Raw genomic sequence first — 13606 nt, 5'->3', positions numbered from 1 at the left:
CGAAAATCGAGATTTCTTCATCTTGCCCTCCGTGAGGCAATCTTTACCAGAAATCTCTATTTTTCAATGGCCCTGTTTTACGGGAAGGTTACAAACAAAATAAGAAACTCAAATGATATAATCTACTATTTCTCCAAGTCTTTTATCTTTGAGAAATTTGGAGTGCTTCGCGGCTGCGGTGCATAGTCGGTGATTTGAGTTGAGCGATCTGATATTTTTGTCCACTGTCGTACATGGCAAAATCGATGTTCACTGATTCCAAGCCATAACTGAGGAGACCGCATGAACGCTACGGAAGCCATCAATCCAATCAATATTCTTGAAAAACTGGACTGGCTCGAAAAGGATGACTTGGAATTCAAGTCCGCGCGTGGAGGTGTGCCAAAAAGCCTCTGGGAAACATACAGCGCCATGGCAAACACCCACGGCGGCGTGATCTTGTTGGGCGTGGAAGACGACGGCCACATCAGTGGCGTCAGCAACCTGAAGAACATCAAAAAATCGTTCTGGGACACCATCAACAATCGCGGAAAAGTGAGCATTAACCTGCTGGCCAGCCAGGATGTCCAAGAGGTTGTCCATCCTTCCGGAACCATTCTCGTCATCAAAGTGCCGCAAGCCAACCGGTATCAGAGGCCTGTTTTCCTAGAAAGAAACCCCCTTACAGGTACCTATCGTCGCAATTGTGAAGGCGATTATCACTGTTCGGAACAGGAAGTCAGCCGCATGTTGTCGGACCGGGCCGAAGATCCAGCCGACAGCAGGATACTGAAACATTTTTCTCTGGCAGACCTTGATCAAACAAGTGTGCAGCAATACCGGCAACGGTTCGCGTCGCATAAACCGACTCATCCTTGGCTTGGCGAAGATGACCAGGGACTGCTGCTGAAGCTCGGAGGTTGGCGTCGCAATCGTCATGACGGAAGCGAAGGACTCACAGTGGCCGGTTTGTTGATGTTCGGCCGGGAGGAGACAATCCGCGAAGTTCTTCCTTAATACCATGTGGATTTTCGGGAAAAGCTTTCAGACGATCCCCAAGTGCGCTGGACTGACAGGCTGACTTTAGACGGTACGTGGGCAGGTAACCTTTTTCAATTCTATTTGCGTGTCATCCAACGACTGTCAGTCGACCTCAAACTTCAATTTCAACTCGATACAGATCTTTTTCGAAAAGGAGAGACAGTTGTCCATGAGGCCATTCGCGAAGCTCTGGCCAACGCCCTGATTCATGCCGACCACCAAGGTCAGGGAGGCATCATCGTTGAACGGTACCGCGACAGATTCGAGTTTTCCAATCCCGGCACCCTACTCATTTCCATCGATCAATTGCTACGAGGAAATGTCAGCGAATGCAGGAATAAATCCTTGCAGCTTATGTTCATGATGATCGGCGGCGCGGAAAAGGCGGGTTCAGGTGTCGACAAGATCCGCCGTGGTTGGGAATCCCAGCATTGGCGCTCCCCCAAAGTCAGTGAACAGGTTCAGCCTGATCGTGTTTTGTGGATGCTGCCGATGGTCAGCATGATCCCGGAAGTGTCGTTGGAGCGTCTGAACGCGCTGTTCGGAGCAAGGTTTCTAAAATTCGACAAACTTGAAGTACAAGCTCTTGTAACAGCGGATCTAGAGGGGAGCGTGGACAATGCCCGCATGCGACAGATCACAGATGGACATCCCGCCGATATGACGAGGCTGCTACAATCCCTGGTTGCAAGAGCGGCATTACTTCAAGAAGGTCACGGTCGCTGGAGCCGTTATCGCCTTCCAGTTTCAACCGGTCTTTCCGCGAAGAAAAGTCACTCCCTACATAACGACGTTGACTCCCTACATAGCGACGTTAACTCCCTACATAACGACGTTGACTCCCTATATAAAGGCGACCATTCCTTATCCAAGGTCCAGAACTCCCTGCATAACGAAGAACTTCTGACCTTGGCTGCTCCGGCCAGAGAGCGTCAACGTATCTCCCCGAAGGATATGGAAAAAATCGTATTGGATCTCTGCCGGGGAAGATGGCTCTCACGCAATGAAATCGCCACGCTTGTAGCCCGCAATTCCGAAGGTTTGCGCCAGCGTTTTTTGAATCCCATGGTTGAACATGGACTCCTGCGGCTACGTTACCCTGACAAACCAAACCGGACCGATCAGGCATATACTGCGGCAAATGGGGAAAATTGATGTCCCAAACCATGCGCGCATCGTTTAAAGATCAATAGCACGAGCCACTGATCCTCCCCCCCCCAAATCTCTTCATTTTTGACATGGCTCAAAGCGACCATATCTCAAAGCCCATAGACAGGACTCACGCAACAAACAGCGGAGGAACACATGAAAAGAAAAATCATCGAAATAGACGAAGAAAAATGCACGGGCTGCGGTCAGTGCGTGACTGGATGCGCCGAGGGCGCTTTGGCCATCATCGACGGCAAGGCCAAGATTGTAAGGGATATGTTTTGTGATGGGCTTGGGGCCTGCATCGGGCACTGCCCCGAGGACGCGCTGCATATCATCGAACGCGAAGCCGAAGAATTCGACGAGGACGCCGCCATGGAACATGTGCGCAAGATGGGCGGATCGGGCCATCACTCGGGATGCCCCTCGGCCCAGGTCTCGACCCGCGCTCCCGGTCACGGGGGATGCCCTTCGGCCGGCATGATGCAAATGAGCCCCTGCGAGCAGGCCAACGTGCCCGCCGGGCAGGTCGGTTCCGCCCTGGCCCACTGGCCGGTTCAGATTCGACTGATTCCGCCTCACGCGCCCTTCCTGCAGGACGCGGATCTTTTGATCGCGGGCGACTGCTGCCCTGTGGCGGCCCCGGACTTCCACGCTCGGTTCCTGGCGGGCAGGACCATCATGCTCGGTTGCCCGAAATTCGACAACGCCGGGGAATACGTGGAGAGATTGACGCAGGTCTTTGCCCAGAACAGGATCAAGTCCGTGACCATCCTGGAGATGGAAGTGCCCTGCTGCTCCGGACTTTCGCGCATCGTCGCCCAGGCTCTGGCCGGAAGCGGCAAAAACATCCCTTGCGTGCGGGCCATCGTGGGCCGGGACGGCAAGACCACCGAAGAAGCGTTTACTCCCGCCGTGGCGGCTCCTGCAGGACTGACCCGGCTCTAGACTCAACCGCCGGTTCACGACGCACCCCTTGAACCGGGCGCCCGTTCAATCAGTCCTTGCCGCGCACCGGGACAAGGACACTTTCAAGAGACGTCCCGTCGAGGGAGACCGTCACGGATTCAACCAGAGCACCCTCTTCCGACAGATCGCGGACGAGGGTGTTTCTGTTTTCAGTCTCCGGCCACTGCTGACACAGCAGCACGCCGGCAAAAACCACTCCCACTCCCGCAAGTTGCGAAAAATTGAGCCGCTCATCGAGGCAAAGCCAGCCCAGGAGCATGGAAAAGACCGGGATGAGGTTGACAAAAGCCGTGGCCTGCCAGGCCGGAAGCTTGCTGATCCCGTAATTGTAGAAACCGTACGCGCCTATGCTTATGAACACGCACAGGTAGAGCACGGCCAGACTTGGGCCGACGGGAAAAGCCACCGGCAACGCTGTCGATGGCAGAAAAAGCAGCGGAAAAAAGAAAACCGTGCCCACCATGGACTGCACGGCGGTCAGGAACCATGGGGAATAGCGGGCGCAGAGCTTTTTCATGCTCACGGTGTACCCCGCCGCGCAAAACATGGCGAGCAGCTCAAGAAAATTGCCCAATAGCGGACGTGGAGCCGTTTCCGTTGCAACACCCGAGATGCTGACCCAGACCACCCCGGCCAGGGCCAGGACAAGTCCGGTCCATGAGCGCGAGGTCAGTTGCTCGCCAAGAAAAAAGCCCGCGCAGACCGCCACCAGAATCGGCAGCGTGGCCGCGACCATGCCTGCCTGGGAAGCCGAGGTCAGGGTCAGAGCCTGGCCCTCGAACACGAAATAGAAACACGGTTCGCACAGGGCCATGAAAACCATGAACCCCAGATCCTCCCTGCGCAGATTACGGGGACGCCAGCGCGGCAGCACGAGCAGAAACAGAAAACCCGAAAGGGCCATGCGCATGAAGACGACGACAATGGGGTCGAAAAACATCACGGCGTACTTGAATGCCACAAAGGAGCTGCCCCAAAGCAGCATGCCGACAAACAGAGAGATAAAGGGAAGAGCTGGAAAAAATGCCATCGTGATCCACCAAACCATGCATAATAGCAGTATATTTTAAAAAAAAGCTTGCATAGAATTAAGGCTGCACCTACGTATTAAGCGAAGGCTCATAAATAATCATGAGTATCAGGCGCTACCCCGATAACTTTTCGAAAAGCAGACATTCCATGCACGACTCACCTTTTGAAAACATGTCCGAAACTGCACAGCACTTCAGTACTCCGCAGCTTGAAGACATTTTTCAATCTGTCTTGAGTGACATACAAAACCATCGTCTGCTGAGCTGTGTGATCGGATTTCCAAAATCAGGCAAGACTTTTTTTCTGAACCGTCTCAAGTCTGCCCAAAGCGCCCATACATTAAGCATCACCGCATCATCAGGACTGACACTTTCTCAAACTATAAATGAAAATTTGTCTCCTGAGAAAGAAAATAAAGCGGCTTTGACCCAACTGCTTCGCGAGAAGAAGCACGTCATTCTGTTTGTCGACAATGCCCATCTGCTCACGGATGCGGATTTCGCCTTTCTTGGAGGTCTTTTCAGCCTGACAAAGCACCTTACAACAGTGCTTCAGGTTGTCCTGGTCGGAAACGGCGAGATCGTGCACCGGCTGGCCCGGCCCGAAAACAGGCCCATCTACAACATGCTTGGAGCCATCTGGACTCTTCCCAAGCTGACCCGCGAACAGTCCCTGGCCTACATCCGCTTTCTCCTCGACGGAGCCGGACTGGCGACAGACCTCATCGGCAATCCCGAAGCGGTGGCCAAACGCGCGGCCGGAGTGATCGGCATCCTGCGCATGCTGACCATGACGCTCGCCTTGAAGGCCTTGCATTCGGATCAATCATGCGACGCGGAAGAAGCGCTGAACTTTAAAAGCAACTGCCCCGAAGCTCAGGCACAGGTGCCGGACGAAGCCATGCCTACCCAGAACATGGCCTCCGGCAACTCCTGGATGGCAGGCGTGGTCCTGGCCCTGAGCATGGCGGCAATCATCGGAACATTTCTATTCTTTTTTTCCTGGCTCATGCCGGAGGCGCGCCTGGGAGATCTTTTTCATGACTTCACCGGAACGCCACGGGAAACGAATGTCGAACCCGCGCCAAGCGCTCCAGTCCGCCAGCAAGACATCCACACCGCATCCGGCCCCGTGCACTGGCAGAGCGTGGCCAAAACCGTCTTCCGCAAGCGTACCACCGACGGCCCCTATTCGCTCCAACTCGGCGCCTATCCAACCATGGAATCCCTCTTGCTGCACCTGCCGCGCTTCATGGACCAGAAACAACCCCTGTTCTGGAACCAGGACCAGAGCGGCGAAGCCCCATTCACTCTGTTCGTGGGCCGCTTCGAAAGTTTCGAGCAGGCCGGAAAATTCGCGTCCCAAAACAGCCTGTCCGATACGCCGGTGGTCTTCAGGCCCTTTGTGGCCACGGTGGGTCCGCTCACGGATCAGCAGCAGATCGACCGCGCAAGCATGAGCCTTGGACTGCCAGAGCAGCTGAACATTTTCGAACGCGAACTGGTCAGCGGCATCGAGATCCAGTTCGCCCTCGAACGGTCCCGCGACGATGCCCTGGCGCATTGCACCCGCGCCGAGAAAAAAGGGCTGTCCTGCGCGGTCACGCAATACGAATGAAAAAAGGACGACTCCGGCCTTTTGCGGCCAGGGTCGTCCCGAACGTCTGATCTGAAATCAGTTGGAGACAGCTCTTTATTCGCGCAGGTCCAGCACCCGCTGCGCCTTGCCTTCCGACTTGGGCAAGGAATTCTGCTCCACCAGATCGATGCGCGCGGTAATGAGGATCTCGTCGCGCAGCCTGGAACTGATGCGACTTTGCAGGCTCTTCAGTTCGCGCATGTCTTCCACGAAATACTCTTCCTTGACCTCCACCTTGACGCGCATCTGGTCCAGATAGCCGTCCCGCTCCAGCACGATCAGATAATTCTGTCCGACCTCCGGAATGCTCATCAGCACCTGCTCAACCTGCATGGGGTAGATGTTGACCCCCTTCAGGATGATCATGTCGTCGGCGCGGCCCATGATGCGGTCCAGGCGGCGATGCTTGCGACCGCAGGCGCAGTCGCCGGGAATGAAGCGGGTCAGGTCCTTGGTGCGATAGCGGATGAGCGGCATGCCCTCGCGACAAAGGGTGGTGATGACCAGCTCGCCGACTTCGCCGTCCGGCAACTGCTCGCCCGTTTCCGGATCGACGATTTCGGCCAGGTAGGCGTCTTCCCATATGTGCATGCCGTTCTGCTCAAGGCACTCGAAAGCCACGCCCGGCCCGTTCATCTCGGACAGCCCGTAGGAATTGTAGGCCTTGATCCCGTAGACTTCCTCGATGCGCTCACGGATGGCCGCAGTGTGCGGCTCCGCGCCGATGAGGGCCACGCGCAGGTTCAGGCGATCGGGAGTGTAGCCAAGCTCGTCTTTGACCGTGCCCAGGTGCAGGGCATAGGACGGGATGATATGAACGACGGAAACCTGAAAATCCTCCAGAAGCTTGAGCTGGCGCTTGGAATTGCCCGCCCCGGCCGGGATGGTCAGGCAGCCCAGACGCTCCGCGCCGTAATGGATGCCAAGGCCGCCGGTGAAGAGGCCGTAGCCGGACATGTTCTGAAAAGTGTCCTCGGCCCTGATTCCGACCATGTGCATGCACCGGGCCATGAGATCGGCCCAGGAATCGATGTCGTTTCTGGTGTAGTAGATGACCGTGGCCGAACCCGTGGTGCCCGAGGAAGCGTGCAGGCGGACCATATCGGTCACGGGCCGGGTCAGCATGCGCGCGGGATAGGCGCTGCGCAGGTCATCCTTGGTGGTGAAGGGCAGCCGCGTGATGTCGGCGGCGCAAGTGATCGCCTCGGGGCGTATTCCCATTTCGGCGAAACGGTGGCCATAAAATTCGGATTTGGCGGCACGTTCGAGAGTGGTTGCAAGACGCGTTTTCTGAACCTTGTCCAATTCGCTGCGCGAAAAAAATTCTTCCGGGCAATAGGCTTTCATGGGTTTGTCCGCTCTTGAGTTGAAGGTACGCGGGATTGATCAGTACACGCCGCCGTTCTCGGACGGCAACCCCACTTCCGTAAGATTCTCGAAAACCGTGTACTGACCGAAATAGCCCAGACGGATGGCCCCGACAGGGCCGTTACGCTGTTTGCCGATGATGATCTCGGCGATATTCTTGTTCGGATTGTCCTCGGCCTTGTTGTAGGCCGCGTCGCGGTAGATGAAGACGATGACGTCGGCATCCTGCTCGATGGCTCCGGATTCGCGCAAATCCGAGATCATGGGCCGTTTGTCGGAACGCTCCTCGACCTTGCGGTTGAGCTGCGACAGGGCGATGACCGGCACCTCAAGCTCCTTGGCCAGGGCCTTGAGGTTACGCGAAATGTCCGAAATTTCCTGCTCGCGGGAGTCGCTCTTGTGGGAGGAGCGCATGAGCTGCAGATAGTCGACGATGATGAGCCCGACGCCCTTCTCGGCCTTGAGGCGCCTGCTGCGGGCCCGTATTTCCATGGTCGAGAGGGCCGGAGTGTCGTCGATGTAAATGGGCGCCCGGGAAAGATCCTCGGCGGCCTGATAGAGCCTGCTCCAGTCCTCGTCGTTCAGGTAGCCGCTGCGCAGACGGCTCAGGTCCACCCGTCCGTGACAGCCCAAAAGGCGCATCATGAGCTGGTCCATGGACATTTCAAGCGAAAAGACCGCCACGGGAACATCGTGCTGAATGGCCGCGCGCATGCCCATGTTCAATGCCAGGGCGGTCTTGCCCATGGACGGACGGGCCGCGAGAATGATCAGGTCGGACTTCTGCAGTCCGGCGGTCATCTGATCGAAATCGGTGTAGCCCGTGGGCACGCCCGTGACCAGCTCGCCCTGCCCGGCCCGCATCTCAAGCTGCTCGAAGACCCGCTGGACCAGGTCCTTGCTGCTCATGAAGACGGGCTTGCCCTTGGATTCGGCGATGGAGAAAATCTGCTGCTCGGCCTGATCCAGCAGGGATTCGGTCTGCTCACCAGCTTCGAAGCAGCTGGTCAGGATCTCGGAGGAAGTCTGGATGAGCCTGCGGCGCACGGACTTGTCACGCACGATCTGGGCGTGAAAGACGGAATTGGACGCCGAGGCCACGGACTCGGCCAGGGAGGCGAGATAGACCGTGCCGCCGACCTCGTCGAGCTGACCCTTGGTCTGCAGATATTCGGCTACCGTGACCAGATCGACGGGTTCGCGGCGACGGTAGAGTTCCTGGAAGGCCTGATAGATGGTGCGGTGCACCGGAGAATAGAAATCCTCGTCGTTTATCGTGTCGACCAGGGTATGAAAAATGTCGTTACGCAGAAAAACCCCGCCCAGCACCGCCTGTTCGGCTTCGGTGTTATGCGGGGGGACTCGGCGCAACAAATCAGAAGAGGCCTTTTGCAAGGCCTCCTCTGGTTGGATTCGAGTTTCGAGGCGCTGCCCGAACTTATTCCGCGGTGGCTTCTTCGGTTGCATCGGCCTGCGGTTCGGGTTCGTTCACCTGCTCAGGACGACCAAACTTGACCACGTTCACGGTCAGCTTGGCCACAACTTCAGGATGCAGCTTCACGTCGATGACGTATTCGCCTAGGGAGCGGATGCCGTCTTCGAGCTGGATCTTGCGGCGATCCACTTCCACGCCCTGCTCTTCCAGGATCGTGGCGATCTGGGGAGTGGTGACGGAGCCGTAAAGCTTGTCGCCGTCGCCAACGCGCACTTCGATCACGACCTTGGCGGCCTCGATCCTGGCGGCCAAAGCGGCAGCCTCGGCCTTGACGGCGTCGTTCATGGCCTGCAGCTTGCGGCGTTCCTGTTCAAAGACCTTCAGGTTGCCGGGAGTTGCCATGGAGGCAAGACCCTGAGGCAACAGATAATTTCTGCCATAACCGGGACGGACCGCGACGATGTCGCCAAGTCGGCCCAGATTATCCACGTCTGCTCTCAAAATGACCTTCATGATCAAATCTCCTAGACTCTAGATTTTTTGAGCACGTCGGTGCTGTGGGTAGCCGTGTAGAACATCAGAGCCATCTGGCGAGCGCGCTTCACTTCGCGGGTGAGAGCCCGCTGGTGCTTGGCGCAGGTGCCGGTGATGCGGCTGGCAATGATCTTGCCGCGATCGGTCACGAAATCGTTCAGGACTTCGGGATGCTTGTAATCAAGCAGAATCTCGGGATTCTCGCAGAAACGGCAGTACTTTCTCCGGGGTGCGAATTTCTTCTTAAAGGACATGCTATGCCTCCTCGGTTGCCGCAACAGGAGTCTCGGCGAGTCTGACGGTGATGAACTTGAACACGCCATCGGTGATGCGGACATTACGTTCCAATTCCGCGACAGCCTTGCCGGGCATGTTCAGTTCCATGCGGACGTACCGGCCACGGTTGAACTTGCGCACCGGATATGCCGTATCCTTGACGCCCCAGTCGTCAATCTTGAGGACGGTGCCGCCCTCGCGCTCGACAATGGCGCTGAAGTTGTTCACGATTTCGCGACATTCTTCCACACCCAGCTCAGGGCTGAGCAGGATCAATTCCTCGTACCTGGTCATCATTATAAATCCTCCTTACGGGTAAAAGCCCACCCCATTCCATTCGGGGGAGCAAGGAAACAAGGATGGTTATTCCCATCCTCCCAGCCTGTCAAGGACAGCGGCTCTCAGACTTGAAGGTCGCAAGGATTGCGCTTACACCGTGCCCATGACGCGCATCATTCTTTTCCTCCTGCTGCTCCTGCCGCCCCTGCCGCTCCTGGCCGCACCGCCAAGCGTACTCGTCCTGCACTCATATCATCCGGGCCTGTCCTGGACCGACACCCTCAACATGGGCATCAGCGAAACGTTTCACGCCGAGCTGTCCGGAGCCCTGCTCTGGGTTGAATATCTGGACACCAAGCGCAACACCGACACGTCCTATCTCTCCCTGCAGGCCGCGCTCCTGCGGCACAAGCTCGCCGAAAGCACCTTCAACCTGATCATCACCACCGACAATGACGCCCTGGAGTTCGTGCTCGAATACCGGGACAGCATCTTTCGCGGCGCGCCCGTCGTGTTTTGCGGCGTCAACGATTTCACGCCCGGGCAATTGCGCGGCCAGAAGGACATCACAGGCCTGGCCGAGAATCCGGCCTTTGCCGAAACCATGCTCTCGGCCCTCTCCCTGCACCCCGGCACACGGGAGTTCGTGGTCATCGGCGCGGACCAGTCCATCACCGACCTGCTCACGGACCGCTCCCTGCACGCCCTGGAACGGCAATTTCCCGGCATCCGCTTCACCTACTGGAACAACCTCGACGCGCTGGAACTGCGCGAACGGCTCAAGGAACTGGGCCCCGGCCAGGTCATCCTCATCCACGGAGTCATGCGCAACGAGGAGGGGGTGCTGGTCGATTATCGCGGCAAGAATCTCTTCCTCTCCACCCACACCAAAGTGCCCATTTACGGATTCTGGGATTTCGAGATGGGCACGGGCTGCGTGGGCGGAAAGATGGTGCAGGGGCGCACCGAGGGCGAGCGCGCGGCCCGGCTGGCCATGGAGGTCCTCGGCGGAACCGACCCTGACGACATCCCCGTGCACACGAAGACCCCTTCGCGCTTCATCTTCGACTACATCCAGTTGCAGCGCCTTGGAATCAGCGAGAAGGCCCTGCCTGCGGGCAGCCTCGTGCTCAACCAGCCCGCCCGTTTCTACCAGATCGACAAGCGCTACATCTGGACCGCCACCGTGGGCGTGGCCGTGCTGCTGGCCGCCCTGGCCATGCTCCTGAGCTCCATCCGCCGCCGTCAGGAGGCCCAGGCCGTGCTGCGCCGTCACAAGGAGCAGCTCGAAGAGGCGGTCCGCGCCCGTACCGAGCATCTGCGCACGGCCAATGACGAGCTCGAACGCGAAGTCCACGAGCGCATCCGGGCCGAAGGCGATCTGCGCAAGGCGCGCGCCAGCCTGGAGATCGAGGTGGATCGCCGCACCACCGATCTTCGCTTCGAGATCGAACAGCGCCGCCTGGCCGAGGCCCATATCCGCGACCGCGAGGCCAAGGCCCGGGCGCTCATCAACGCCCCGACAGAAACCCTGCTGCTCATGGATCAGGCCGGAATCATCCTCGACATCAACGAAACCGGGGCATCGCGCCTGGGCAGAAACCGGGAGTCCCTCTACGGCTTGTCCCTGTACGCCCTGCTGCCCGAAACGCACGCCGGACGGTTCCGTCAAGTCGTGGACAAGGTCTTCGCCACCGGAGAAGTCCGCTCCATCAACGAGTACGGGGAAGAGCGCGATCTGGACCTGCGCTTCTACCCCGTCCTGGACGATCTCGGACAGGTCACGCGCGTGGCCGTGTTCATGGCCGACGTCACCGGAGCCCGGCGCATGGCCCGGCAGATCATGCTCCTCGACAAGATCAATTCCCTGGGCCGCATGGCCGCCGGCATCGCCCACGAGATCCGCAACCCCCTGACCGGCATCCACGGATATCTCTACGCCATGGACGAGATCTGCGACGACCTTCCGGTCACGGAGCCCGCCTCGGTCCTGCGCGAGACCATCGCCAAGATCCGCAAGGCCGCCGGCAAGATGGAGTCAGTCATCCGCAGGGTGCTGGATTTCTCCAAACCCGGTACGCCCCGCCTCGAACTGCTCGACCTGTCTATTCCGGTACAGGAGGGCCTGAGCCTCATGCTCCCGACCCTGCGCAAGGCCGGGATCAGCGTGGACACGGATTTTACCGCCGCGCCGGCCATCCTCGGGGACCGCATGCAGCTTGAGCAGGCGGTCATCAACATCGTGGACAACGCGGCCCGGGCAGTGCGTCACAACGAGGGCGCCAAGAACATCTCGCTGCGCATCCTGTCCGACCAGGACCGGCTCAGCCTTTGCGTCGCGGACAACGGGCCAGGCATAGCCCCGGCCGACCGGGAACGGATTTTCGACCCCTTCTACACCACCGCGAACGACGGCACGGGCATCGGCCTGTCCATCGTGCAACGCATCGTCGCCGACCACAGCGGCACCATCCACGTGGGCGAAAGCCCCTCGGGCGGAGCGGAATTCAAACTCGAATTCCCCCTCCCGGCCCCGGAGCACCAATGAACTATTCCCTGCTCATCATCGACGACGAAGAATCCATCCGAGACAGCCTGTCCATGGCCCTCGGCCGCCACTACACGGTCAGCGCCCTGGCCAGCGGCAAGGAAGCCCTGGAAGCGCTGCCCGCCCTGGCCCCGGACCTCGTGCTCCTGGACATAGGGCTGCCGGACATAAGCGGCCTTGAGGTGCTGGATCACATTCGAGGGCAGGCGCCCCATGCCGCCGTGATCATGATCACGGCCTTCGAGGATCTGGACACGGTCATTTCGGCCATGAAGCGCGGCGCTTTCGACTATCTTCTGAAGCCGCTGCGCATGGACGCCCTCAAGCTCTGTCTGGACCGGGCGGGGAGTTCCATCCGCCTCGGCAAGGAGATCCGTCTCCTGCAGGACAAGGCCCTCAGGGAACAGATTCCCTTTTTCGTGGCCGAGAGCGAGGCCCTGACCGACGTGGTCCAGACCGTGGCCAAGGTCGCGGTCAGCCCGGACACGCCGGTGCTCGTCGAAGGCGACACGGGCACGGGCAAGGAGCTCATCGCCAGCGCCATCCATTACCGCAGCCCGAATTTTCGCGGCCCGCTGGTAACGGTCAACTGCGCGGCCATCCCGGCGGAACTGATCGAGAGCGAACTTTTCGGCTACGCGCCGGGAGCCTTCAGCGGCGCCGGAAAAAGGGGCAAGACGGGCCTCGTTGAGGAAGCGGCCGGAGGCACGCTCTTTTTGGACGAGATCGGAGAGCTGCCGGGCAGCGCCCAGGCCAAGCTGCTGCGCTTTTTGCAGGAGGGCGAATTCTACGCCCTGGGCTCCACGGCCAAGCGCACGGTGCGCACCCGGGTCGTGGCCGCGACCAACCGTGACCTCGAAGACATGGTCCGCACCGGAACGTTCCGGCAGGACCTCTTCTACCGGCTGGCGGTGGTCCGCATCCGCGTGCCCTCGCTGGCCCGCCGCAAGGAGGACATCCTGCCGCTGGCGCGGCTCTTCCTGCATCAATACGGGGAAAAATTCGGCAAGAAATTCAACGACCTCACCCAGAACGCCCGCAACGCCCTGCTCGGCCATTCATGGACGGGCAACGTGCGCGAACTACGCAACATCATGGAGCGGGCCACGCTCATGGCCTGCGGGCCGGATCTGGATGCCGGGGATCTCGGGCTTGCGAAGGAGTGCGCGCCGGTCGCTGAAAACCGGGCCGCGCTCACGCGGGAAGGAGTGAATCTGCCGTCCCTGCTGCATGATCTGGAACGCGGGTATTACGAGCAGGCGCTGGCCTTGGCGGAAGGAAACGAATCCCAGGCCGCCAGACTGCTTGGGGTTTCAAGGGACACCTTCAGATACAGACGCGGCAAGCTGGGCGTCTAG

13 protein-coding genes are annotated in these 13606 nt (G+C 59.0%); 7 read left to right on the top strand and 6 right to left on the bottom strand.

Going from position 1 to position 13606, the window contains the following annotated elements; genetic code table 11:
* The 4 genes from BMZ40_RS19830 to BMZ40_RS17705 all read left to right on the top strand — a co-directional run.
* A partial coding sequence (locus BMZ40_RS19830) for a hypothetical protein (RefSeq protein WP_218143796.1) occupies nucleotides 1–186 on the top strand: 186 nt, incomplete at its 5' end.
* Between the two features lie 96 nt (nucleotides 187–282).
* Entirely contained in the window at nucleotides 283–996 is a 714-nt protein-coding gene (locus BMZ40_RS17715) for an AlbA family DNA-binding domain-containing protein (RefSeq protein WP_092379094.1), read from the top strand.
* 42 nt (nucleotides 997–1038) lie between these two features.
* Nucleotides 1039–2175 carry an ATP-binding protein gene (locus tag BMZ40_RS17710; protein ID WP_177193260.1) on the top strand — a complete coding sequence of 379 codons (1137 nt, stop codon included), beginning with the start codon at nucleotides 1039–1041 and terminating at the stop codon, nucleotides 2173–2175.
* A gap of 150 nt (nucleotides 2176–2325) precedes the next feature.
* Nucleotides 2326–3117: an ATP-binding protein gene (locus BMZ40_RS17705; protein ID WP_092379088.1), complete on the top strand. Its 792-nt coding sequence runs from the start codon at nucleotides 2326–2328 to the stop codon at nucleotides 3115–3117.
* A gap of 49 nt (nucleotides 3118–3166) precedes the next feature.
* Here the strand turns inward: BMZ40_RS17705 and BMZ40_RS17700 are convergent, their stop codons facing one another.
* The gene (locus tag BMZ40_RS17700; RefSeq protein ID WP_092379085.1) at nucleotides 3167–4168 is read right to left on the bottom strand and encodes a DMT family transporter; all 1002 of its coding nucleotides are present in this window, start codon (nucleotides 4166–4168) and stop codon (nucleotides 3167–3169) included.
* A 101-nt stretch (nucleotides 4169–4269) separates the two neighbouring features.
* Here BMZ40_RS17700 and BMZ40_RS17695 point away from each other — a divergent pair, with 101 nt between their 5' ends.
* Nucleotides 4270–5787, top strand: coding sequence for an AAA family ATPase (locus BMZ40_RS17695; protein ID WP_092379083.1), 1518 nt, complete (start codon nucleotides 4270–4272; stop codon nucleotides 5785–5787).
* A 75-nt stretch (nucleotides 5788–5862) separates the two neighbouring features.
* On the opposite strand, the gene BMZ40_RS17690 is transcribed toward BMZ40_RS17695, so the two are convergent.
* Genes BMZ40_RS17690 through rpsF form a run of 5 tightly spaced genes read right to left on the bottom strand, consistent with a single transcriptional unit; the run spans nucleotide 5863 to nucleotide 9715 of the window.
* Entirely contained in the window at nucleotides 5863–7155 is a 1293-nt protein-coding gene (locus tag BMZ40_RS17690) for a phenylacetate--CoA ligase family protein (protein ID WP_092379080.1), read from the bottom strand.
* A gap of 39 nt (nucleotides 7156–7194) precedes the next feature.
* Complete coding sequence (gene dnaB, locus BMZ40_RS17685; protein ID WP_092379077.1) at nucleotides 7195–8643, bottom strand: replicative DNA helicase; 1449 nt, start codon at nucleotides 8641–8643, stop codon at nucleotides 7195–7197.
* Complete coding sequence (gene rplI / locus BMZ40_RS17680) at nucleotides 8615–9124, bottom strand: 50S ribosomal protein L9 (RefSeq protein WP_177193258.1); 510 nt, start codon at nucleotides 9122–9124, stop codon at nucleotides 8615–8617. The genes dnaB and rplI overlap by 29 nt, the downstream gene beginning before the upstream one ends.
* An 11-nt stretch (nucleotides 9125–9135) precedes the next feature.
* Nucleotides 9136–9399, bottom strand: coding sequence for a 30S ribosomal protein S18 (gene rpsR / locus BMZ40_RS17675; RefSeq protein WP_015774011.1), 264 nt, complete (start codon nucleotides 9397–9399; stop codon nucleotides 9136–9138).
* A gap of 1 nt (nucleotide 9400) precedes the next feature.
* Nucleotides 9401–9715: a 30S ribosomal protein S6 gene (gene rpsF / locus BMZ40_RS17670; protein ID WP_177193261.1), complete on the bottom strand. Its 315-nt coding sequence runs from the start codon at nucleotides 9713–9715 to the stop codon at nucleotides 9401–9403.
* A gap of 148 nt (nucleotides 9716–9863) precedes the next feature.
* Between rpsF and BMZ40_RS17665 the strand changes: the two genes are divergently transcribed.
* Nucleotides 9864–12248 carry an ATP-binding protein gene (locus BMZ40_RS17665; RefSeq protein ID WP_092379071.1) on the top strand — a complete coding sequence of 795 codons (2385 nt, stop codon included), beginning with the start codon at nucleotides 9864–9866 and terminating at the stop codon, nucleotides 12246–12248.
* Complete coding sequence (locus tag BMZ40_RS17660) at nucleotides 12245–13606, top strand: sigma-54-dependent transcriptional regulator (protein WP_092379068.1); 1362 nt, start codon at nucleotides 12245–12247, stop codon at nucleotides 13604–13606. Before BMZ40_RS17665 ends, BMZ40_RS17660 begins: the two co-directional genes overlap by 4 nt.

It is taken from the genome of Desulfomicrobium apsheronum, assembly GCF_900114115.1.
GTDB classification, from domain to species: Bacteria; Desulfobacterota; Desulfovibrionia; order Desulfovibrionales; family Desulfomicrobiaceae; genus Desulfomicrobium; species Desulfomicrobium apsheronum.
The sequence above is the reverse complement of the archived record's forward strand: the minus strand, read 5'-3'. Positions and strand labels throughout refer to the sequence as shown.